This is a genomic window from Mycobacterium angelicum (assembly GCF_002086155.1).
Lineage (GTDB): Bacteria > Actinomycetota > Actinomycetes > Mycobacteriales > Mycobacteriaceae > Mycobacterium > Mycobacterium angelicum.
In genome coordinates this window covers 32,188-53,017 of record NZ_MVHE01000035.1, presented here as the reverse complement: position 1 = coordinate 53,017, position 20,830 = coordinate 32,188, and the positions used below count along the sequence as shown (strand labels likewise).

Annotated in this window: 20 protein-coding genes and 1 pseudogene; 13 read left to right on the top strand and 8 right to left on the bottom strand. The window is 67.6% G+C overall.

Annotated elements, in window-relative coordinates; all coding sequences use genetic code 11:
* Positions 1–512 (top strand): annotated as a pseudogene (locus tag BST12_RS18870) (PE family protein); the annotation flags it as partial.
* 11 nt (positions 513–523) lie between these two features.
* On the opposite strand, the gene BST12_RS32885 reads toward BST12_RS18870, so the two are convergent.
* A complete protein-coding gene (locus tag BST12_RS32885; RefSeq protein WP_083114652.1) occupies positions 524–2,659 on the bottom strand; it encodes an ATP-binding protein in 2,136 nt (711 codons plus the stop codon).
* An 88-nt stretch (positions 2,660–2,747) separates the two neighbouring features.
* Between BST12_RS32885 and BST12_RS18860 the strand changes: the two genes are divergently transcribed.
* The 7 genes from BST12_RS18860 (at position 2,748) to BST12_RS18830 (ending at position 8,325) form a co-directional block, all read left to right on the top strand.
* Positions 2,748–3,311, top strand: a complete 564-nt coding sequence (locus tag BST12_RS18860) for a TIGR00730 family Rossman fold protein (protein WP_083114651.1) — start codon at positions 2,748–2,750, stop codon at positions 3,309–3,311.
* Between the two features lie 18 nt (positions 3,312–3,329).
* Positions 3,330–5,111: a long-chain-acyl-CoA synthetase FadD6 gene (fadD6, locus tag BST12_RS18855; protein ID WP_083114650.1), complete on the top strand. Its 1,782-nt coding sequence runs from the start codon at positions 3,330–3,332 to the stop codon at positions 5,109–5,111.
* An 87-nt stretch (positions 5,112–5,198) separates the two neighbouring features.
* The gene (gene folP, locus BST12_RS18850; protein WP_139801770.1) at positions 5,199–6,083 is read left to right on the top strand and encodes a dihydropteroate synthase; all 885 of its coding nucleotides are present in this window, start codon (positions 5,199–5,201) and stop codon (positions 6,081–6,083) included.
* Positions 6,080–7,045, top strand: coding sequence for a glucosyl-3-phosphoglycerate synthase (locus BST12_RS18845; RefSeq protein ID WP_083114649.1), 966 nt, complete (start codon positions 6,080–6,082; stop codon positions 7,043–7,045). Before folP ends, BST12_RS18845 begins: the two co-directional genes overlap by 4 nt.
* 30 nt (positions 7,046–7,075) lie before the next feature.
* The gene (locus BST12_RS18840) at positions 7,076–7,402 is read left to right on the top strand and encodes a DivIVA domain-containing protein (RefSeq protein ID WP_083114648.1); all 327 of its coding nucleotides are present in this window, start codon (positions 7,076–7,078) and stop codon (positions 7,400–7,402) included.
* Positions 7,399–7,980, top strand: coding sequence for a DNA-3-methyladenine glycosylase I (locus BST12_RS18835; RefSeq protein ID WP_083114647.1), 582 nt, complete (start codon positions 7,399–7,401; stop codon positions 7,978–7,980). Before BST12_RS18840 ends, BST12_RS18835 begins: the two co-directional genes overlap by 4 nt.
* Positions 7,981–8,157: 177 nt before the next feature.
* Positions 8,158–8,325 (top strand): DUF3117 domain-containing protein, encoded by a 168-nt coding sequence (locus BST12_RS18830; RefSeq protein WP_003406247.1) that lies wholly within the window; start codon positions 8,158–8,160, stop codon positions 8,323–8,325.
* A gap of 7 nt (positions 8,326–8,332) precedes the next feature.
* On the opposite strand, the gene glgA is transcribed toward BST12_RS18830, so the two are convergent.
* Positions 8,333–9,496, bottom strand: a complete 1,164-nt coding sequence (glgA, locus tag BST12_RS18825; RefSeq protein WP_083114646.1) for a glycogen synthase — start codon at positions 9,494–9,496, stop codon at positions 8,333–8,335.
* Positions 9,497–9,659: 163 nt separating this feature from the next.
* On the opposite strand from glgA, the gene glgC reads away from it, so the two are divergent.
* Positions 9,660–10,874 carry a glucose-1-phosphate adenylyltransferase gene (glgC, locus tag BST12_RS18820; RefSeq protein ID WP_083114645.1) on the top strand — a complete coding sequence of 405 codons (1,215 nt, stop codon included), beginning with the start codon at positions 9,660–9,662 and terminating at the stop codon, positions 10,872–10,874.
* Here glgC and BST12_RS18815 read toward each other — a convergent pair.
* From BST12_RS18815 to BST12_RS18790, 6 genes are all read right to left on the bottom strand, one after another.
* Complete coding sequence (locus BST12_RS18815) at positions 10,871–12,568, bottom strand: CocE/NonD family hydrolase (protein ID WP_083114644.1); 1,698 nt, start codon at positions 12,566–12,568, stop codon at positions 10,871–10,873. The two genes, glgC and BST12_RS18815, sit on opposite strands and share 4 nt — an antisense overlap.
* Before the next feature lie 26 nt (positions 12,569–12,594).
* On the bottom strand, positions 12,595–13,269 hold the full coding sequence (locus BST12_RS18810; protein ID WP_083114643.1) for a methyltransferase family protein: 675 nt from the start codon (positions 13,267–13,269) through the stop codon (positions 12,595–12,597).
* On the bottom strand, positions 13,266–14,909 hold the full coding sequence (locus tag BST12_RS18805) for an ABC transporter permease (protein ID WP_139801769.1): 1,644 nt from the start codon (positions 14,907–14,909) through the stop codon (positions 13,266–13,268). Before BST12_RS18805 ends, BST12_RS18810 begins: the two co-directional genes overlap by 4 nt.
* Positions 14,906–15,835, bottom strand: coding sequence for an ABC transporter ATP-binding protein (locus tag BST12_RS18800; protein WP_083114642.1), 930 nt, complete (start codon positions 15,833–15,835; stop codon positions 14,906–14,908). Before BST12_RS18800 ends, BST12_RS18805 begins: the two co-directional genes overlap by 4 nt.
* Positions 15,825–16,472, bottom strand: coding sequence for a TetR/AcrR family transcriptional regulator (locus BST12_RS18795; protein ID WP_083114641.1), 648 nt, complete (start codon positions 16,470–16,472; stop codon positions 15,825–15,827). Before BST12_RS18795 ends, BST12_RS18800 begins: the two co-directional genes overlap by 11 nt.
* A 92-nt stretch (positions 16,473–16,564) precedes the next feature.
* A complete protein-coding gene (locus BST12_RS18790; RefSeq protein ID WP_083114640.1) occupies positions 16,565–17,245 on the bottom strand; it encodes an O-methyltransferase in 681 nt (226 codons plus the stop codon).
* Positions 17,246–17,432: 187 nt separating this feature from the next.
* Between BST12_RS18790 and sigE the strand changes: the two genes are divergently transcribed.
* The 4 genes from sigE (at position 17,433) to tatB (ending at position 20,766) form a co-directional block, all read left to right on the top strand.
* Positions 17,433–18,197: an RNA polymerase sigma factor SigE gene (gene sigE / locus BST12_RS18785; RefSeq protein ID WP_083114639.1), complete on the top strand. Its 765-nt coding sequence runs from the start codon at positions 17,433–17,435 to the stop codon at positions 18,195–18,197.
* Between the two features lie 159 nt (positions 18,198–18,356).
* On the top strand, positions 18,357–18,767 hold the full coding sequence (rseA, locus tag BST12_RS18780) for an anti-sigma E factor RseA (protein WP_083114638.1): 411 nt from the start codon (positions 18,357–18,359) through the stop codon (positions 18,765–18,767).
* 91 nt (positions 18,768–18,858) lie between these two features.
* A complete protein-coding gene (gene htrA, locus BST12_RS18775) occupies positions 18,859–20,373 on the top strand; it encodes a serine protease HtrA (RefSeq protein ID WP_083114637.1) in 1,515 nt (504 codons plus the stop codon).
* Positions 20,374–20,766 carry a Sec-independent protein translocase protein TatB gene (tatB, locus tag BST12_RS18770; RefSeq protein WP_083114636.1) on the top strand — a complete coding sequence of 131 codons (393 nt, stop codon included), beginning with the start codon at positions 20,374–20,376 and terminating at the stop codon, positions 20,764–20,766. It abuts the gene before it with no gap.
* Positions 20,767–20,830: the final 64 nt, after the last annotated feature.

Here is a 20,830-nt window from a genome sequence, read left to right as displayed (position 1 = left end):
GCGGCAGCAGCGGGTTCTTGTTCGGTTCTGGCGGGATAGGAGGCACCGGCGGACTCGGCATAGTTGGAGGGACCGGCGGCGATGGCGGCAACGCCGGCTGGCTGTTCTCCAGCGGCGGAGCCGGCGGGGCCGGCGGAATGGGTACCACCGGCGGCGCCGGCGGGTCGGGTGGTCACGCGTCCGGGCTTGGCAATGGTGGCGCCGGCGGGGCCGGTGGCGCGGGCGGTGACTCCGGGGCGGGTGGCGCCGGCGGCAACGGCGGCAAGGCCGGCCGGTTACTGGGCAACGGCGGCGACGGTGGGGAAGGCGGGGAAGGCCCGCTAACCGGAGGCGCGGGCGGCCACGGCGGCGCCGCCGTCGGCATCGGCAACGGCGGCAATGGGGGCAACGGCGGTCCCGACCCCACCCCGCCGATCAATCACGGCAGCCCTGGTGTCGGTGGTGCGGGCGGATTGCTTGGCGGCAACGGACTCAACGGCTGGCAAATGCCAGTTGCCAGCGGGGCGTTCTAGGACTGTTCGGCCTAGGTGCGCGCAGCCTCAGCAGCGCGGGCCGCATCGGCAGCTGCGGCTGCCATACCGATCCTGGACAGCTCGTCAGCAACCGAGCTCAGTGCCCCGGCGTCGCCGCCGGCCAGGGCACGAGCATGCTTGACGACGAGAGTCCCTACCGCGCAATCGATTTCGGTTGCCAGCCGGGTCACCGCGTCCACCGCCCGGACGTCGCCCAATCGCACCGCGTCATGCCAGGCGTGCAGCGCCACCGCCGACTGCCCGGCCCGCTCGGCCATCCGGGCCGCATCGCGGGCCGCGGCGAGCGCACCCGCCTTGTCCCGGGCAGTGGCCCTGGTCCAGGCGCGCGCCAGTCCGAGCTCCGGCGCGAACAACGCCGACTTCGTTCCGTGCCGCGTCTCGGCGCGCCGCAATGCTCGTGCCGAGCCGGGTATGTCGCCCTGCTGGGCAATCGCCGTCGCCAACAACATCAGTGAAAGCGGCCCCCAGGAATAGCCGCTGCGTTCGAGCTCGGCGCTGGCCGGCTCTAAAAGCGCTGCGGCAGCGGCGAATTCACCCTTGGTCAGCAGCACCTGCGCCAGCAAAACTTCACCGATGGACCGGCCGGGCTGCTGCAACTCGGCGAAGTCGGTGAACCGCTGGGCCAGTGCCTGGGCCGCGGCGACTTCACCGGCCATCAGCAGCGCCGTGATCTGGCCGAGGCCGACGGTGAACCGCAACACCCCCGGGTGCTCGGCCGCCGAGGCCCGCTCGGCCAGCGGCTCCACATCGCCCAATCGGCCCATCCGCGCCGAGGACAGCACGGCGGCGCTGCCTGCCCAGGCCACTGCCATGTCGCTGACCGATGGCCGGGACAACACATCGGTGGCCAGCGTGATGGCCCGCTGCAGGTTTCCGGAGTTCATCGCGAAGGTGGCGGTAAGGGCGTCCAGCGTGGTGCGCGCGGTCGGCTCGGTCACCCGATTGCGGGTGGTCTGCAGAAACGCGGTGGCCCGCTCCGGCTCGCTGAGCATCCAGAACTGATTGGCCGCCCGCGGCAGCGCCCACGCCATCAGCTCGGTCTCCGTCAGCGCCGCGGCATCCACCGCTGCCAGTACCGCGCTCGCTTCGCGACCGCGGCCTTGCCAGCTCAGCGCTTGGGCCAAGATCAGCCGGGCTTCCAGCCCGCCCGAGCGATCCACTGCCGAGCGGCCCAATCGCTCGGCCAGCCTGAGGTCTCCCAGCCGCAGCGCCTGGTGCGCGCCTTCGGCGACCTCGGCCACCGGCTGGGGGGCGTCGCTGTCCACCGCCAGCGATGCCAGCCGCAACCGGTCGCTGAGGTGTTCGCACGGCCGCTGGGACAGCTGGGTAACCAACTCGGTGCGCCGGCGTCGCACGCCGTCGCGACCCAGCGCGGCCAGCGCGCGCTCGGCGAACAGCGGGTGCGCGGTGTACACCATCGGCTCGTCGTCGCTGCGCACCCGGGTTTCGGCCGCACCTAGTTCGTCGGCCTGCCGCACCGCCCCGTCGCCGGCGAGCACGGTGAGATCGGCCAGCGACAGCGGCTCCGCAACGGCCAGATAGTCCATTACCGAGCGCGCCGCCGTCGGCAACTCGGCGAGGAATTCGTCGATGTCGGCGGGCTCGGATTCCTTGTTCGCCCCGCCCGGCGGTGCGATGTCGATCCGGTGCAGCAGACCGTCGGTCCACAGCGCGGCGATCGCCTCGGGCGCCGCGTCGGCGCGGGCGGTGACGATCATCCGCGTGGTGCCCGCCCGCGCCAGTTGGTACACCAGCGTGGCCGACAGGATGTCCAGGTCGTGCGCCTCGTCGATGACGAGCAACAGATCGCTCTCCTGGGCAGCGCGGACCAGCGACGTGCGGGCCGCCCGCAATAGCGCTGCCGGTTTGCCGAGATCGGTGATGTCCACCAGATGACCGAAAGCGCCGAAGGGTACGACGCGTTCCGTGGGCGTGCCGATCACCCAGCGGGTGACCGTTGCCGGGTGCCGCGCGCAATACTGCTCGGCGGCCAAGCGGGCCAATGTGGATTTGCCGACTCCGTCGGGGCCCAATACGGCCGCGCCAGGGTGCGCGGTGTCGCTCAGGGCGACATCGAGTTGTTCTAAGGCGGCCGCATGCTGAGGGACGTTCCATCGAATCGGCACTGCCGAATTTTATGGCTCTCTATGTACTTGGCGGGGGATGGCCCCAAATTTGCCCGGCGCCCACGCGATTTGGTCTACCTTTCGGTATATGTCCCCGAAAACAGATGTGCCCGCTGCGTGGACGGTAGCTGTGTACTGCGCGGCCGGACCTACCCACCCGGAGCTTCTGGAGCTTGCCGCCACACTGGGCGAGGGGATTGCCGGACGGGGCTGGAACCTGGTCTGGGGCGGTGGACACGTCTCGGCCATGGGGGCCGTCGCGTCCGCGGCGCGGGCCCGCGGCGGCTTCACTATCGGTGTGATTCCCAAGATGCTGGTGTATCGCGAACTGGCCGACCACGACGCCGACGAGCTGATCGTCACCGACACCATGTGGGAGCGCAAGCAGATCATGGAAGATCACGCCGACGCTTTCATCGCGTTGCCGGGCGGTGTCGGCACGATGGACGAGCTGTTGAACACCTGGACCGAGGGATACCTCGGGGTGCATGACAAGCCGATCGTCATGCTCGACCCGTGGGGCCACTACGACGGCCTGCGCGCCTGGATGTACGGCTTGGTCGACAGTGGATACATCTCGCAGCTTGCGCTGGACCGGCTGTTGGTCGTCGACGAGGTGGACGCGGCGCTGCAGGCATGCGCGCCTGCGTGAACGGGTAGCTTCGCTTAGGTGTCGGATAACGACGGTGCCGCGCGCGCAACGATCAAGTTCACTGATATCGCAGCCCGCATTCCGGGCCTGCTGGCGGATGCGCCGTCGATCGCGCGCGGACTACGCACCGGCCTGCTGGCCCGCCCGAGTTCGCGGAGTTCGATCGGCACGGTGTTCCAGGACCGGGCCGCCCGCTACGGCAACCGCGTCTTTTTGCGGTTCGGTGAGCAGGAGCTGACCTATCGCGAGGCGAATGCCGTCGCCAACCGGTATGCCGCGGTGCTGGCCGCCCGCGGCGTCGGCCCCAGCGATGTCGTCGGCGTCATGCTGCGCAACTCACCCAACGCAGTGCTGGTCATGCTGGCCGTGGTCAAGTGCGGCGCGATCGCCGGCATGCTCAACTACCACCAGCGCGGCGACGTCCTGGCACACAGCCTGGGGCTGCTCGACGCCAAGGTGCTGGTCGCCGAGTCCGACCTGGTCAGCGTGGTCACCGACGCCGGGGGTTCGGCTGGTGAGGTGCTGACCATCGAGGACGTGGACCGGTTTTCCAAGACGGCGCCGGCTACCAACCCCGCGTCCGCGTCGGCCGTGCGGGCCAAAGACACCGCGTTCTACATCTTCACCTCGGGCACCACCGGCTATCCCAAGGCGAGCGTGATGACCCACTATCGGTGGCTGAAGGCGCTGGGTGCGTTCGGCGGTCTCGGGCTGCGTCTCAAGAGTTCCGACACGCTGTACAGCTGCCTGCCGCTGTATCACAACAACGCGCTGACGGTGGCGGTGTCGGCGACGATCAATTCCGGCGCGACCCTGGCGCTGGGTAAGTCGTTCTCGGCATCGCGGTTCTGGGACGAGGTGATCGCCAGCCGCGCCACGGCATTCGTCTACATCGGTGAGGTGTGCCGGTATCTGCTCAACCAGCCGCCCAAGCCCACCGACCGCGCCCACAAGGTCCGCGTCATCGCCGGCAACGGGTTGCGCCCGGAGATCTGGAACGAATTCACGCGGCGGTTCGGGATCGAGCGGGTCTGCGAGTTCTATGCCGCCAGCGAAGGCACCACGGCGTTCGTCAACATCTTCAATGTGCCCGGCAGCACCGGCATCTCGCCGATGCCGCTGGCCTACGTGGAGTACGACCCGGACACCGGCGAACCGGTGCGCGACGAAGCCGGCCGGGTCCGCCGGGTGCCCGAGGGCCAGCCCGGCCTGTTGCTCAGCCCGGTCAACCGGCTGCAGCCGTTCGACGGCTACACCGACAAGGCGGCGAGCGAAAAGAAGTTGGTGCGCGACGCTTTCAAGAACGGCGACTGCTGGTTCAACACCGGCGACGTGATGAGTCCGCAGGGCATGTTCCACGCCGCCTTCGTTGACCGGCTCGGTGACACCTTCCGCTGGAAGGGCGAGAACGTGGCGACCACTCAGGTCGAGGCGGCGTTGGCGTGCGATGGCGCCATCGAGGAGTGCACCGTCTACGGCGTCGAGGTACCGCACACCGGGGGTCGGGCCGGGATGGCCGCGGTCAAGCTGCGCGAGGGCGCTGAGTTCGACGGCCAAGCTCTGGCCCGCACGGTCTATCGCGAGCTGCCCTCGTATGCGCTTCCGCTGTTCGTGCGGGTGGTCGAGTCGATGGAGCACACCACGACGTTCAAGAGTCTCAAGGTGGGGCTGCGCAAGCAGGCCTACGGCTCCGATATCGAGGACCCGCTGTATGTTCTGGCCGGCCGCAAGGAGGGCTACGTGCCCTTCTATCCCGAGTACGCCGAGGAAGTGGCGGCCGGTAGGCGCCCGCAGGGGTGAGTCTGCGCTGACCGCGCCGAGACTGCGCTCACCGCGTGGTTTGTAGGTGGTCGGTAGCGCTGAGCGCAGTCTCGGCGGCCAGGCAGTATGGAGGGCGTGCGTTCGACTCTCTGCGGTCGCCCGGTGGCGGGCGACCGCCCGCTGATCATGGCGATCGTCAACCGCACCCCCGATTCGTTCTTCGACAAGGGTGCGACGTTCACTGACGCGGCCGCTCGAGAAGCCGTCCACGAGGCGATTGCCGAGGGTGCCGACGTCATCGACGTCGGCGGCGTCAAGGCCGGGCCCGGCGAGTACGTCGACGCCGATACCGAGATCGCCCGGCTGGTGCCGTTCGTCGAATGGCTTCGCGGCGTCTATCCGGACCAGCTGATCAGCGTCGATACCTGGCGCAGCGAGGTGGCCAGGCTGGCCTGCGCGGCGGGCGCTGACCTGATCAACGACACCTGGGGCGGCATCGACCCTGCACTGGCCGAGGTGGCGGCCGAATTCGGCGCCGGACTCGTCTGCGCGCACACCGGCGGCGCGCTGCCCCGCACCCGTCCGTTCCGGGTGAGTTACGGTACGACTACCCGCGGCGTGGTGGACGACGTGATTCGCCAGGTCACCGCCGCTGCCGAGCGGGCGGTCGCGGCCGGCGTAGCCCGCGACCGGGTGCTGATCGACCCGGCCCACGATTTCGGCAAGAACACCTTCCACGGGCTGGCGCTGTTGCGGCACGTGGACGATCTTGTTAAGACCGGGTGGCCTGTGCTTATGGCGTTGAGCAATAAGGACGTAGTCGGGGAGACTCTTGACGTGGACGTGACCCAACGGCTCGAGGGGACGCTGGCTGCCACCGCGCTGGCGGCGGCCGCCGGCGCGCGGATGTTCCGCGTGCACCAGGTCACGGCCACCCGTCGGGTGCTGGAGATGGTGGCCTCGATCCAGGGGACGCGAGCGCCGGCGCGCACGGTGAGGGGGCTGGCGTGACGGCATCGGAGCTGATCGTCGATGGCGCCCTGGCCGCCCTGCCCGGGGACACCTGGCTGGCCAAGCGCAGCTGGAACCGTCCGCGCTGGACGATCAGCGAGCTGGTGGCGGCCAAGGCCGGGCGCACGATCTCGGTGGTGCTGCCCGCCCTCAACGAGGAAGAAACCATCGAATCGGTGATCGACAGCATCTCACCGCTGGTTGACGGCCTGGTTGATGAACTGATCGTGCTGGACTCCGGCTCCACCGACGACACCGAGATCCGTGCCATCGCCGCCGGGGCCCGGGTAGTCAGCCGCGAACAGGCGTTGCCCGAGCTTTCGGCGCGTCCGGGCAAGGGCGAGGCATTGTGGCGCTCACTGGCGGCCACCAGCGGCGACATCGTGGTTTTCGTCGACTCCGACCTGGTCAACCCGCACCCGATGTTCGTTCCGTGGCTGGTCGGCCCGTTGCTCACCGGCGAGAACATCCACCTGGTCAAAAGCTTTTACCGGCGGCCGCTGTCGGTCAGCGATGCGAGCGGGCGTGCCGGGGCGACCGGCGGTGGGCGGGTCACCGAGCTGGTGGCGCGGCCCCTGCTGGCGGCGCTGCGCCCCGAACTGGGCTGCGTGCTGCAGCCGCTGGGCGGGGAGTACGCGGCCAGCCGCGAGTTGCTGACCTCGCTGCCGTTCGCCCCGGGCTACGGCGTGGAGATCGGATTGCTGGTCGACACCTACGACCGGCTGGGCCTGGACGCGATCGCGCAGGTCAACCTCGGCGTGCGGGCACACCGCAACCGGCCGCTGGAGGAGTTGGGCGCGATGAGCCGTCAGGTGATCGCGACTCTGCTCTCGCGGTGCGGAATCCCCGACTCCGGAGTGGGGCTTACCCAGTTCTTCCCGGTCGGTGACGGCTACAGCCAGCACACGTTGCCGGTGTCACTGGCCGACCGCCCGCCGATGAACGTGGTGCGACCCCGCTGACTGTCAGTGGCTTAAGGCAAGATCGACGACGTGGCGTTGGTGTTGCTCTATCTAGTGGTATTGGTCCTGGTCGCGGTCGTGTTGTTCGGCGCGGCAAGCCTGCTGTTCGGCCGTGGCGAGCAGTTGCCGCCCCTGCCGCGGGCGACGACGGCCACCGTGCTGCCCGCGTTCGGCGTCACCGGCGCCGACGTCGACGCGGTCAAGTTCACCCAGGTACTGCGCGGCTACAAGACCAGTGAGGTGGACTGGGTGCTGGCCCGGCTCGCTCGTGAACTCGACGTGCTGCGTGGCCAGCTGGCCGCGATACAAACCGAAAGTGCGGCCGAGGACGTTGAGGACCATCAGGACGCCACATGACCGATGACGCCCTGATTCGGTGCGGCTGGGCACAGGTTCGTCCGGGACCCGATTTCGAGCTGTATCGCAACTATCACGACCAGGAATGGGGCCGTCCGGTGCGCGGCGGGCAGGCGCTGTTCGAGCGGATGAGCCTCGAGGCGTTCCAAAGCGGGTTGTCGTGGCTGATCATCTTGCGCAAGCGGGAGAACTTCCGGCGCGCATTCTCCGCGTTCGACATCGACGAGGTGGCCCGCTACACCGACGCCGACGTGCAACGGTTGCTGGCCGACGAGGGAATCGTTCGCAACCGGGCCAAGATCGAGGCAACCATCGCCAACGCCCGTGCCGCTGCCGAGCTGGGGTCGCCGCAAGAGCTGTCCGAGCTGCTGTGGTCGTTCGCGCCCCCGGTCCGGCCCCGGTTCGCCGAATTGTCCGAAATTCCTTCGGCCAGTGTGGAATCCAAGGCAATGGCGCGGGAATTGAAACGGCGCGGGTTTCGTTTCGTCGGGCCGACGACCGCCTACGCGCTGATGCAGGCCACCGGAATGGTCGACGATCATATCCGCGACTGCTGGGTGGCTCCGACGACTCGCTGATACCCCGATAACACCCGAGAAAGCGGGTCTTGTGCACCTGATGACCCGGATAGGGAACAATAGGGGAGTGATTTGGCAGTTCAATGTCGGGTATGGCTGGAAATTCACCGGCGGGGCATGCTCGGCGCCGACCAGGTCCGTGACAGCGGGCCAGCTCGAATCTGGAGGGAGCACTCGATGGCGGCGATGAAGCCCCGGACCGGCGACGGTCCTCTGGAAGCAACCAAGGAGGGGCGCGGCATCGTGATGCGGGTACCACTTGAGGGCGGTGGGCGCCTCGTCGTCGAGCTGACGCCCGACGAAGCCGCCGCACTGGGTGATGAGCTCAAGGGCGTGACCAGCTAGGTCTGGGTTACTTGCACACCTTCCGATAGATGTCCAGGGTCTGCTCGGCGACGTGTGCCCAGGAAAATTCTTCGATGCAGCGCTGACGTCCGGCGCTTCCGTAGCGCTGCGCGCGGGCGGGGTCGGCAAGCAGAGCATTGACCGCATCGGCCAGTCTGGCCTGGTAACCGGCCGGGTCCTCGGGGTCGTAGTGCACCAGTGAGCCGGTGATCCCGTCGGCGACCACTTCGGGAATGCCGCCGACGTCGGAGGCCACCACCGCGGTAGCGCAGGCCATTGCTTCCAGGTTCACGATGCCCAACGGCTCGTAAATCGATGGGCATACGAAAACTGTTGCCGCAGAGAGTATTTCACGTAGTTTGCCGATCGGCAGCATGTCTCTGATCCAGAACACGCCGGTGCGGTTGCGGGTCAGCTTGGTCACCGCGGACCGCACTTCATCGGCCAGCTGGGGCGTGTCCGGTGCCCCGGCGCACAGCACCAGCTGGGCCTCCGGGCTGAACTCGTGGGCGGCCGCCACCAGGTGGGAGACGCCCTTCTGGCGGGTGATCCGCCCGACGAACGCCACGATCGGCCGGTCCGGATCGACTCCGAGTTCGGCCAGTACCGAGCCGGTGCGTACCGGACCGGCCGGGAACCACACCTCGGTGTCGATCCCGTTGCGGATCACGTGCACCACGCTGGGATCCAGCGCCGGGTAGACCCGCAGCATGTCGTCGCGCATGCCGGCGCTGACGGCGATGATCGCGTCGGCACCGAGCACCGCGGTGTTCTCCACCCACGTCGAAACCTGGTAGCCGCCGCCGAGCTGCTCGGCCTTCCACGGCCGCATCGGTTCGAGCGAATGCGCGGTCAGCACATGGGGGACGTCATGGAGCAGTTTGGCCAGCTGGCCGGCCAGGCCGGTGTACCAGGTGTGGGAGTGCACCACGGTGGCCGCGTTGGCGGCGTTGGCCATCACCAGGTCGGCCGACAGCGTCGCGAGTGCGGCATTGGCGTTGTGCAGCCGCGGATCGGGCTGATGGGCGACGGCACCGGGGCGGGGCGCGCCCATGCAATGCACGTCGACCGCGCACAGGCGGCGCAGTTGGGACACCAGTTCGGTGACGTGGACCCCCGCTCCGCCATAGACCTCGGGTGGGTACTCCCGAGTCATCATCGCCACCCGCATAGTGAGCAAATTAATTGGTCACGTTCAGTGGGCTTACGCCGGGCATCCATTGGGCTGCCCTTGGCTTTACCGGGCCAAATACCTTGACGGACAGCCCGTCAGGAGAATCCGATCGAAGGGTTCCCCCTGGCAGCGGTTCGCCCTGGCCGATAGGTTTGAGGCCATGAGGGAATTGCCACACGTGCTGGGCGTTGTCTTGGCCGGTGGTGAGGGCAAACGGCTTTATCCGCTGACCGCGGACCGGGCCAAACCCGCGGTTCCCTTCGGGGGTGCTTACCGGCTGATCGACTTCGTGCTGTCCAATCTGGTCAACGCCCGGTACTTGAGGATCTGCGTTCTGACCCAATACAAGTCGCATTCGCTGGACCGCCATATTTCGCAGAACTGGCGGTTGTCGGGTCTGGCCGGTGAATACATCACCCCGGTGCCGGCTCAGCAGCGCCTGGGCCCGCGCTGGTACACCGGCTCGGCCGACGCCATATATCAATCCCTGAACCTGATCTACGACGAAGATCCGGACTACATAGTCGTTTTCGGTGCCGACCACGTGTACCGGATGGATCCCGAGCAGATGGTCCGATTCCACATCGACAGCGGCGCCGGGGCCACGGTGGCCGGCATCCGCGTTCCGCGCACCGACGCCAGTGCGTTCGGCTGCATCGACGCCGACGAGTCGGGCCGGATCCGCAACTTCGTCGAGAAGCCGCTGGACCCGCCCGGCACCCCCGACGACCCCAACACCACGTTCGTCTCGATGGGCAACTACATCTTCACCACCAAGGTGCTCATCGACGCGATTCGCGCCGACGCCGACGACGATCATTCCGACCACGACATGGGCGGCGACATCATCCCGCGATTGGTCGAGGACGGGATGGCCGCGGTGTACGACTTCAACGACAACGAGGTGCCCGGCGCCACCGACCGCGACCGTGCCTATTGGCGCGACGTCGGGACACTCGACGCGTTCTACGACGCGCACATGGACCTGGTGTCCGTGCACCCGGTGTTCAACCTCTACAACAAGCGCTGGCCGATCCGTGGCGAGTCGGAGAACCTGGCGCCGGCGAAGTTCGTCAACGGCGGCTCCGCTCAGGAGTCGGTGGTGGGCGCCGGCAGCATCATTTCGGCGGCCTCGGTGCGCAACTCGGTGCTGTCCTCCAATGTCGTCGTCGACGACGGCGCGATCGTGGAGGGCAGCGTGATCATGCCGGGCGCCCGGGTCGGCCGCGGCGCGGTGGTACGCCACGCCATCCTCGACAAGAACGTGGTGGTCGGACCCGGCGAGATGGTCGGGGTGGACCTCGAGCGCGACCGGGAACGCTTCGCCCTCAGCGCCGGCGGTGTGGTGGCGGTGGGTAAGGGCGTCTGGATTTAGCGCGCGCCCCGGGGAATCTCTGGCATCAGCAGATGCGCGTCGTAGCGGGGACCCCAACGCAGCGTCACCAGCCCGCGCGGCGGATTGGGATAGGCGGCGGGGAACTGGCCGGTGAGCGGGTTGCGCGGACTCAACCACCGCCCGGCGACCACCAGCCGCAGTTGCTCGCCGGCCCGGAACAACGTCGCCGACGGCCCCAGCGCGACATCGACGGCGACCACGTCGCCCGGCACGACCGGCTTGGGGCGCGCCAACGTGGGCACCGGATCCCAGGGCTGGGAGAGCTCACGGTCCAGCTCGCGCAGCAAGACGCGCTGCCAGCCGGTGGCGACGCGGTCACGGCCGTAGCCGTATGACCCTTCGAAGCCGACGAACCTACCGTCGCGCCACTTCTCTACACCGACGAACAGGTTCGCGTCCTGGCACCCGTCCAACTGAACCCAGAGCCGGGCGGCCATGGGGCCGGTCAGCTCGGTGTCCTCGGGCACCGTCCAATTGAATGCCGCTGCGCGAGAATGCGTTTCGAAGGTAATGCTGCCCGCGGTGCGCGGCGGCTCGGTGGAAAGGACGCCGGCCCGCGCGAGATACATTGGCCGCCAACGTGTTCCGTCCAGTGGCCACTGGGCCTCCTCGCGCACCGCGGCCACGGTGTCGCGATCCTCGTGCACCTCCAGCCGCACACTGCGGGCGATGGCGTCGTTGCCGTCCAGCACGCTGCGGAAAAACGCCAGTTGTTCGGCCCGTGCGGCATCGGAATAGAAGGTCTCCCATTTGCCGCCGCGGTGCGTGTAGAGCCTGGCATGGCTGGATCCGGATCGGCTGAACGCCCGGATCGAGCCGCGGCTGTGCAGGTTGTTGTCCGAGAAGCTGCCGCACACCAGCATCGGCACCTTGATCGCCGACAAGTCGGGCACCACCGAACGCCAGAAATCGTCGCGCAGCGGATGCTCGTCCTGCATCCGTTCCAGGTCGTAGGTCTGGCGGGTGGAACGCCGCAAGATGCGACCCCACATCCGGGTGAAGCCGGACTCCCGGATTCCGCCGGGAAAGGTCAAATCGCGGTAGGCGTCGGTGAAGCCTTCCCATGGGCAGATCGCCCGCAGCGCCGGCGGTTGCAGGGCCGCGACGGCGTACTGGCTGATGGCCAAGTACGAGACCCCGAGCATGACCACCCGCCCGTCGTTCCACGGTTGACCGGCCAGCCACTGCACCAGGTCGTAGGTGTCCTCGGCTTCCAGTTGGGACAGCAGGCTTCCGGTGCCCTCGGAATGCCCGCAGCCGCGTGAGTCGGCGTTGACCACGCTGAAGCCCTGGGCGGTCCACCACACCGGGTCGGGCGCCTCCCAGCCGGTCAGAGCCGAGAAGCTCACCGGTTTGGGCTGGCGTAATACCCGGTATTGCGGTGAAAAGGTCCATTTCCTGCGCCGCCGTTTCGGCAGATCGTCCTTGCCGTAGGGATGGATGCTGAGGATCACCGGTCCGGGGCTGGCGCCCGGTTCGCGAAAGACGTTGATCCGCAACACCGTTCCGTCGCGGGTGGGCACCTCGACGTCGCGTTCGATGATCAGGTCAGCCGGTGCGTCGGTGACCGTGATGGGTGGCTTGGCGATGCCGCTGATGCGGGCTCTGGCATACCCTAACGCGCCGGGACGTCGCCATGGCCGGTCCAGGGCGGGTGCGGGGTCTCGCGCCACCTCGTTACCTTAAAACGTGCCGGCGACTACCACACGTAAGGCAGCAACCGATAACGCACGCGGCGGGTGTAGTCGCGATATCCGTCCAGCTCCTGGGTGAGCGCCTGCTCTTCGTCGAGGATGCGGAACACCAGGACCAGTAGCGCGGGCGGGAAGATCACCAGCGCCCAGTAGGAGCCCAGCGCCAGCGGTATGCCCAGCATCAGGAACACGTTGCCGAAGTACATCGGGTGCCGCACGAAGCCGTAGAGCCCGGTGGAGACCACCTGCTGGCCCGCCTCCACCGTGATGGTCGCGGCCGCGTAGCTGTTCTGGACGATCACCAGCATGGCCATGCCGAGCCCGAATACGACCAGCGCGTCGCCGAGCACCGCCACCGCAGTGGGCACCGACGACCAGCCGAACCGATGGTCCAGAGCGCTCACCACCATCATTCCGAAGATGCTCAGAAAGGCACCGGTGATGATGAAGCGCTGGACCGTTCGGGTTTCGGCTCTCGGCCCGGCATGCATGCGCCGGCGCAGCGCATCGGGGTTGGTTCGGGCCAGGTAGATGCTGGGCACGATCGTCGCAACCGCGAAGACCGCGATGAAAACCCAAGCCTGCCAATAGTGGAACGTACCGGCCGGATAGAACAATACGAATCCGACTGCGACCAGCCCGCACAGCCCTGAAACAAGTGCTCTGACAGCAGTTTTCATGATCGCAGATCCCTTCGCCGAAAAGCCATGGCCGCCAGGCCGATCAGCGCGGTGTCGACGGCCAGCAGCCACAGCACCGGCGTAACGGTGAAGTCGCTGCCGACTCGCGGGGTGTGCGCGAAGGGCTCCAGGTCGAGTAGCCACTGCGGGGACCCCGCCAGCGAGCCCAGCAGATACACGGCGATGAACACGACCAGCACGCCCCAGGCCACCGGCGTGAAGCGCGGCGCCACTGCGAACACCCCGACGGTCACCGCCGACAGCAGCCACACGGCGGGCAGCTGCACGGCCGCGGTGCCGACAACGGTCGGTAGCTTTTCGGCTACGTCGCCGGCGGCCATGCCGTAGGCCAGCCCGGCCGCCAACCCGGAGATCAGGATCGCCGCCGCGGATCCGGCCAGTGCGATCACCAAATGGCTTGCCAGCCAACGGGTTCGAGATATCGCTCCGGCGAGCAGGGTCTCGGCTCGCTGCGTTGTCTCCTCCTGGTGCAGGCGCAGCGTCAGCGAAACCGCGAAGGCCGCGGCGACCATGCCCAGCATGCTGAAGCCCACCGCGATGAAGGCCTGCTCCAGAACGCCGGTGCCGCCGAGACGCGCCACGATGTCGCGGGCCGCCGTGCCGCCGCCCAGTTCGTCACCGATGCCGTGCACCACACTGCCGATCAACAAGCCATACAGGCCCAGGCCCACCGTCCACACCAGCAGCGTGCCGCGGTCCAGCCGCCAGGCCAGCCCGAAGACGTTGCCCAGCGAGGCTGCGGCGGTGCCGCGTCCGGCGCGTTCGGCGATCAGTCCGGCGCCGACGTCGCGGCCGGCCAAGAGTCGGTAGGCGACCGCGGTGAGGACGGCTGCGGTGACCAGATGCAGCGATAGCACCCAAAAGTGATCGCCCGCATAGGGTCTCACTTGCAGCGACCAGCCCAGCGGCGAGAACCAGGACAGCGTGCCGGAGCCGGCATCGCCGATGGCGCGCAGTGTGAACGCGGTGCCCAGAGCCGCGAACGCGAACCCGCGCGCCACCCGGGCGCTGGGCGACACCTGCGCGGCCACCGCGGCCACCGCGGTGAAGACCAGCCCCGAGGCGGCCAGGGCCGCGCCGAAGGCCAGCGATCCGCCCGGCGGGACGCTGGTGGTGAGCAGCCCCGCCGCGCCGATCGCCCCGGTGGCGATCGACGCCCCGAATGCCAGCAGCAGCGCGGCGGTGAGGCTGGCATATCGGCCGACCGCGGTCGAGTCGATCAGTTCGGCCCGGCCGGTCTCCTCGTCCGCGCGGGTGTGCCGGATGACGGTGAGGATGACCGCCACCGCGATGAGCACGTGAAACATCCCGGCTTTCCAGATACCGACCGCGCCCAGGCCGTCGTTGTAGATCTGGCCGTAGAGCGCGCGCTGGGCCGGGCTGGCCATGATCGTGGCCGCGAACCCGGCGCGATCGGCCTGGGTGGGGTACACCTTTTCGATGCTGCCGACGTAGACCGAGGCCAGCGGCACCGATAGCAGAAACACCCACAGCGGCAACACGACCCGGTCCCGGCGCAGGTAGAGGCGCAGCAGCCCGATCGTGCCGGTGAAGTTCGAACCACGTTGCGGCCCGACGGGTTGCGCGTGGCTGCGGCGATCCAGGATTGCGGTACTCATAGCGCCGGCACCTGCTGCTGGCTCACCGTGTTGGGGACGCTGCTGTAGTGGCGCATGAACAGTTCCTCCAGCGACGGCGGTTGGCTGATCAAGCTGCGCACCCCGGCATCGCCGAGCACCCGGATCAGTTCGCCGAGGCTCTCGCTGTCGACCTGCGCCCGCAGCGTCGAGCCATCGACGCTGACGTCTGCCACGCCCTTGATTCGGGTGATATCGCCGGGGTCGCCGATCAATTCGGCCTTGATGGACGTGCGGCTGAGATGCCGCATGGATTCCAGCGAGCCGCTCTCGACGGTCTTGCCGGCCTGGATGATGGTCACCCGCTCGCACAGCGCCTCGGTCTCGGCCAGGATGTGGCTGGACAGCAGCACGGTGACGCCGCGGTCGCGCGCTTCGGCGACGCATTGCTGAAAGACGTTCTCCATCAACGGGTCCAGCCCGCTACTCGGTTCGTCCAGCAGCAGCAGCCGGGCCCGCGACGAGAAGGCCGATACCAGAGATACCTTCTGGCGGTTGCCCTTCGAGTAGGTCCGCACCTTCTTGTGCGGGTCGAGTTCGAACCGCTCGATCAGCTCCGCCCGGCGATTCTCGTCGAGCCCGCCGCGCATGCGGGCCAGCAGGTCGATGGTCTCGCCGCCGGTGAGCGACGGCCATAACGTGACATCACCTGGTACATAAGCGATCTGGCGATGCAGTGCGACGGCGTCGGTCCACGGGTCGCCGCCCAGGAGCCGCACGCTGCCGCTGTCGGCTTTGACGACACCCAGCAGGATGCGAATGGTCGTGGACTTGCCGGCGCCGTTCGGGCCGAGGAAGCCGTGCACTTCGCCTTCGCGCACGGTCAGGTCAAGGCCGTCGAGTGCTCGCACCGCGCCGAAGTGCTTGGTAAGACCGTGGATATCGATCGGTGCGTTGTCAACTGACATGTGATTCTCCTGGATCATCTGAGGGATCTTGGGACAGAAACGCCTCGTACATGGTGCGGTCGGTCAGCAGGCCCTCGGTATAGACCTCGAGGGCGGGCAACACCATGTCGCGGGCGTAGTCGCGCAGTACGGCGCGCAAATCCGTTGGCGTTTCATGCATTTGCAGATAGAGCAGGAACCCGCCGCCGCCGGTGATGGCCAGATACCTGGCCCTGGCCTGCGGATCGCGGCTGGGCTTCACCGTGCCGGCCCGCACGCCTTCCTGCATGTACTCCTCGGCGTTGTCAATCATTCGCTGCCACAACATCGTTGCCAGCTCGCCACCGGATTGCATACTGCGTACCAGGTAGGCCATCAACGGTGCGTACGACTCGATCTCGGTCATCGCGCCCAGCCAGGTGGCCGGGTCGTTGGACTGGATCGTGGCGGACTTGCCGCTACGGATTTCTTCGGCGACGTAGTCGTCGCACGCCTTGCGCAGGCCGTCCTTGGAGCCGAAGTGGTGGATGACCAGCGCTGCGCTCACCCCGGCTGCTTCGGCGATGGAACGCACGCCCACTCCGAAGCCGTGCTGACCGAACTGTTCGATGGCCGCGTCGCGGATTCGCGCGGTGGCGGTCAGATCGGCTGAACGCATGTTCAGTACATTAAACGTACGTTCAGCTCAGCGTCAAGGGGGGATCGCATCCCTGCCGACGCGAGAAAGCGGCGAGAAAGAGGCGAGAAGGGCTAGTCGCGGACGGCGGCCAGCACGCCGTCGCCCAGCGGAACCAGCGCCGGGGTGAGCCGTTCGTCCTCGGCGATCAGGCGGGCCGCCTCCCGGACCGCGGTCACCTCGGCGTCGCGCGCAGCGGGGTCACCGGCGCGCCCGCCCAGCGCCGCGCGATGCACGACGATGACGCCGCCGGGCCGCAGTAGCCGAACGCCCTGGACGACGTATTCGGGCTGGTCGATCGGGTCGGCGTCGATGAACACCAGGTCATACGATTCGTCGGCGAGACGGGTCAGCACCTCTTGGGCGCGGCCGCTGATCAGCCGGGTGCGCGACGGTCCGACGCCGGCCTCGGAGAACGCCTGTTTGGCCAGCCGCAGGTATTCGGGCTCGATGTCGATGGTTGTCAGGACGCCGTCGTCGCTCATGCCCGAAAGCAGCCACAGGCCGCTGACGCCGGCTCCGCTACCCACTTCGGCGACCGCCTTGCCGCCGCTGAGCTTGGTCAGCAAGCTCAACAGGGCGCCCACCGCGGGGGTCACCGCCCCGGCGCCAATCTCCACCGCCCGCTCGCGGGCGCCGGCCACGATCGCGTCTTCGGATATCGACTCTTCTGCGTGCGCCGAGAGTGCCTCTGCGCGACTGGGGGCCCTGCTCGGGGCATCCTGGCCGGGGGTTTTGTCGTCGGTGCTGGCCATGCCCGCAGCGTATGTCGGATTCGCGACGCAGCAGGGCAGGCGCGCGAGACACGCCCGGGAGCAGCGGCGCGGCCGAAATAACTTTGAACTTCATAACCGCTGGATAACGCGGGTAACAGTATGGTTTCTCAGCTAAACCTCAGATTGCTCCTATGTCGCCCATACGCCGGTACGCGACGGTAGCGGTATGGAACGCGGCGGACGCTGGACCGGGAATACGGATTGGCAACTCCGTGTTTCGGCGGATGAAGAAATGCCAACCCTTGATCGTAAAGATCGCAAGGGAAGTCCGGAGGAACCAATTATCACTACCTTGAGCCCGACCACCATGTCTCATCCTCAACAGATCCGTGACGATGAGTGGGTCGAGCCGTCTGACACACTCCACGGCACCGCAGTTTTCGACGCGACCGGGGACAAGGCCACCATGCCGTCGTGGGACGAGTTGGTGCGCCAGCATGCCGACCGGGTGTACCGGCTGGCGTATCGGCTCTCGGGCAACCAGCAAGACGCCGAGGACCTGACGCAGGAGACCTTCATCAGGGTCTTCCGCTCGGTTCAGAACTACCAGCCCGGCACCTTCGAGGGCTGGCTGCACCGCATCACCACGAACCTGTTCCTGGACATGGTCCGCCGGCGGGCGCGCATCCGGATGGAAGCCCTGCCCGAGGATTACGACCGGGTGCCGGCCGACGAACCCAACCCCGAGCAGATCTACCACGACTCACGCCTGGGCCCGGACCTGCAGGCTGCGCTGGACTCGCTGCCGCCGGAGTTTCGTGCCGCTGTTGTGCTCTGCGACATCGAGGGTCTGTCCTACGAGGAGATCGGCGCGACGCTGGGCGTGAAGCTGGGCACGGTGCGCAGCCGGATCCACCGGGGCCGTCAGGCACTGCGGGATTACCTGGCCGCGCATCATGAGCGCGGCGAGTTGTACCCCTCGGCCAGCTAAGCGAATCGCTTAGCGGCCGCACTCATCTGTTTGGCCACTGGATGGTTGCCAACTGGTCCCAAATCCTGGGGTTTTAGCCGCTGATGATGGTTATCAAGCACCGCGCCGCGCTACATTCGAGTTACCGATGGCTCGAAAAGGTAGGGAAGGAGCGGGAGGATGGCCGGCCCTGAAAACATGGGACATGTATTTCGGCGCGCGTTCTCCTGGCTCCCGGCGCAATTCGCCTCCCAAAGTGATGCGCCAGTGGGCGCGCGGCGGTTCCGCTCCACCGAGCACCTGTCCATCGAGGCCATCGCGGCGTTCGTCGACGGTGAGTTGCGGATGAATGCGCATCTGCGCGCCGCCCACCACCTTTCGCTGTGTCCGCAATGCGCGGCCGAGGTGGACGACCACAGCCGCGCGCGTGCCGCGCTGCGCGACTCGCACCCGATCCGGATTCCCAGCACGCTGCTCGGACTGCTGTCGCAGATCCCGCATCACCCGGTCGACGACCCGGCGCCGCTATCCGACGGCTGCACCGAAGCCATCACTGACCGCGAGGCGCGCGACCAGCGCAAGCGCCGCTAGTAGGGTGGACACGAACAACGCCGTGCCCGCATGGCGGATGTAAGCCCTGTCTAGACCGCATCAGACGCTCAGAACGTTCAGAAGAGGATGCATGACCTCCGACCAAGGCAATAACGGTGGCCAAGACGGCGGCTCCCGCCTAGCGCCGCGCCCCATCTCCCGGCCACCGGTGGACCCGGCATCCCGTCAGGCGTTCGGTCGCCCGTCCGGGCAGCAGGGATCCTTTGTGGCAGAGCGCGTCCGCCCGCCGAAGTATCGGGATCAGGGCGAATTCCGGCCCCACGATCAGCCGGCCGACCCGGTGCTGGAAGAGGCGTTCAGCCGTCCGTTCGGCGGCACCGACTCGCTGCAGCGCCACCCGATCGACGCCGGGGCCCTGGCCGCCGAAAAGGACGGCACCGATTCCGACGAACCCGACGATCCGTGGCGTGATCCGTCGGCCGCGGCGGCGCTGGGCACTCCGGCCGTACCCCCGCCGGCGCCGGCGGGCTCGCTGGGCTACACCGGCAAGCTCGGCGTGCGCGACGTGCTGTTCGGCGGCAAGGTTTCCTACCTCGCGCTGGCCGTCCTGCTGCTGATCGCGCTGGTGATCGGCGTGATCGGCGGGGTGGTCGGCCGCAAGACGGCCGAAGTCGTCGAGGCGTTCACCACCTCGAAGGTGACGCTGTCGACGAATGGCAACGCCCAGGAGCCGGCTGGCCGGTTCACCAAGGTCGCGGCCGCTATCGCCGACGCCGTGGTGACCATCGAGTCCAAGAGCGACCAGGAGGGCATGCAGGGCTCCGGCGTCATCATCGACGGCCGCGGCTACATCGTCACCAACAACCATGTGATCTCCGAGGCGGCCAACAACCCCAGCCGCTTCAAGACCACCGTGGTGTTCAACGACGGCAAGGAAGTACCGGCCAATCTGGTGGGGCGCGACCCCAAGACCGACCTGGCCGTCCTCAAGGTCGACAACGTCGACAACCTGACGGTGGCCCGGCTCGGTGATTCGGACAAGGTGCGCGTCGGCGACGAGGTTCTCGCGGCGGGAGCGCCGTTGGGCCTGCGCAGCACGGTCACGCACGGCATCATCAGCGCGCTGCACCGGCCGGTGCCGTTGTCGGGGGAGGGCTCTGACACCGATACCGTCATCGATGCCCTGCAGACCGACGCTTCGATCAACCACGGCAACTCCGGTGGTCCGCTGATCGACATGGATTCGCAGGTGATCGGGATCAACACGGCTGGTAAGTCGTTGTCGGACAGCGCCAGTGGGCTGGGCTTCGCCATTCCGGTCAACGAGATGAAATTCGTTGCGCAGACGCTGATCAAAGACGGCAAGATCGTGCACCCGACGCTGGGCATCAGTACCCGCTCGGTGAGTAACGCGATCGCGTCGGGTGCCCAGGTGGCCAACGTTAAAGCCGGGAGCCCCGCGCAGAAGGGCGGGATCCTGGAAAACGACGTAATCGTCAAAATTGGCAACCGCAAGGTGGCTGACTCCGACGAAGCGGTCGTGGCGGTAAGGCAGCTGATGATCGGTCAGGATGCGCCGATCGAGGTGGTCCGCGACGGTCGCCATGTGACGCTGACGGTCAAACCCGACCCCGATACCAGCTAGATGTTCGCCAACATCGGCTGGGGGGAGATGCTCGTCCTCGTAGTGGTCGGGCTGGTGGTGCTCGGGCCGGAACGGCTACCGGGCGCCATCCGCTGGTCAGCGAGTGCGCTGCGGCAGGCGCGTGACTACCTCAGCGGCGTGACGAACCAGTTGCGCGAGGACATGGGCCCCGAATTCGACGACATCCGTGGGCATTTGGGCGAGCTGCAGAAGCTGCGGGGGATGACGCCGCGGGCGGCGCTGACCAAGCACCTGCTCGACGGCGACGACTCCATCTTCACCGGCAACTTCGACAAGCCGGCCGAGGCTCCGTCGGCGCCGTCTGCGCCGTCGGCGCCGCAACAGCCCGCGGTGAATCCGGAGCGCACCCCGTTCGATCCCGACGCGACCTAAGAAGGAGTGGCGGTACACCGCCATCTTCGTGAATTGACGTGCAAACGTACGCTAGTAGCGTTGC

Coding starts and splice junctions, on each gene's coding strand:
- BST12_RS18860 (WP_083114651.1), top strand. CDS start 2,748: ATGTCCCCGAAAACAGATGTGCCCGCTGCGTGGACGGTAGCTGTGTAC.
- folP (WP_139801770.1), top strand. CDS start 5,199: ATGGAGGGCGTGCGTTCGACTCTCTGCGGTCGCCCGGTGGCGGGCGAC.
- BST12_RS18835 (WP_083114647.1), top strand. CDS start 7,399: ATGACCGATGACGCCCTGATTCGGTGCGGCTGGGCACAGGTTCGTCCG.
- BST12_RS18830 (WP_003406247.1), top strand. CDS start 8,158: ATGGCGGCGATGAAGCCCCGGACCGGCGACGGTCCTCTGGAAGCAACC.
- glgA (WP_083114646.1), bottom strand. CDS start 9,496: ATGCGGGTGGCGATGATGACTCGGGAGTACCCACCCGAGGTCTATGGC.
- glgC (WP_083114645.1), top strand. CDS start 9,660: ATGAGGGAATTGCCACACGTGCTGGGCGTTGTCTTGGCCGGTGGTGAG.
- BST12_RS18810 (WP_083114643.1), bottom strand. CDS start 13,269: ATGAAAACTGCTGTCAGAGCACTTGTTTCAGGGCTGTGCGGGCTGGTC.
- BST12_RS18805 (WP_139801769.1), bottom strand. CDS start 14,909: ATGAGTACCGCAATCCTGGATCGCCGCAGCCACGCGCAACCCGTCGGG.
- BST12_RS18800 (WP_083114642.1), bottom strand. CDS start 15,835: ATGTCAGTTGACAACGCACCGATCGATATCCACGGTCTTACCAAGCAC.
- BST12_RS18795 (WP_083114641.1), bottom strand. CDS start 16,472: ATGCGTTCAGCCGATCTGACCGCCACCGCGCGAATCCGCGACGCGGCC.
- BST12_RS18790 (WP_083114640.1), bottom strand. CDS start 17,245: ATGGCCAGCACCGACGACAAAACCCCCGGCCAGGATGCCCCGAGCAGG.
- sigE (WP_083114639.1), top strand. CDS start 17,433: ATGGAACGCGGCGGACGCTGGACCGGGAATACGGATTGGCAACTCCGT.
- rseA (WP_083114638.1), top strand. CDS start 18,357: ATGGCCGGCCCTGAAAACATGGGACATGTATTTCGGCGCGCGTTCTCC.
- htrA (WP_083114637.1), top strand. CDS start 18,859: ATGACCTCCGACCAAGGCAATAACGGTGGCCAAGACGGCGGCTCCCGC.
- tatB (WP_083114636.1), top strand. CDS start 20,374: ATGTTCGCCAACATCGGCTGGGGGGAGATGCTCGTCCTCGTAGTGGTC.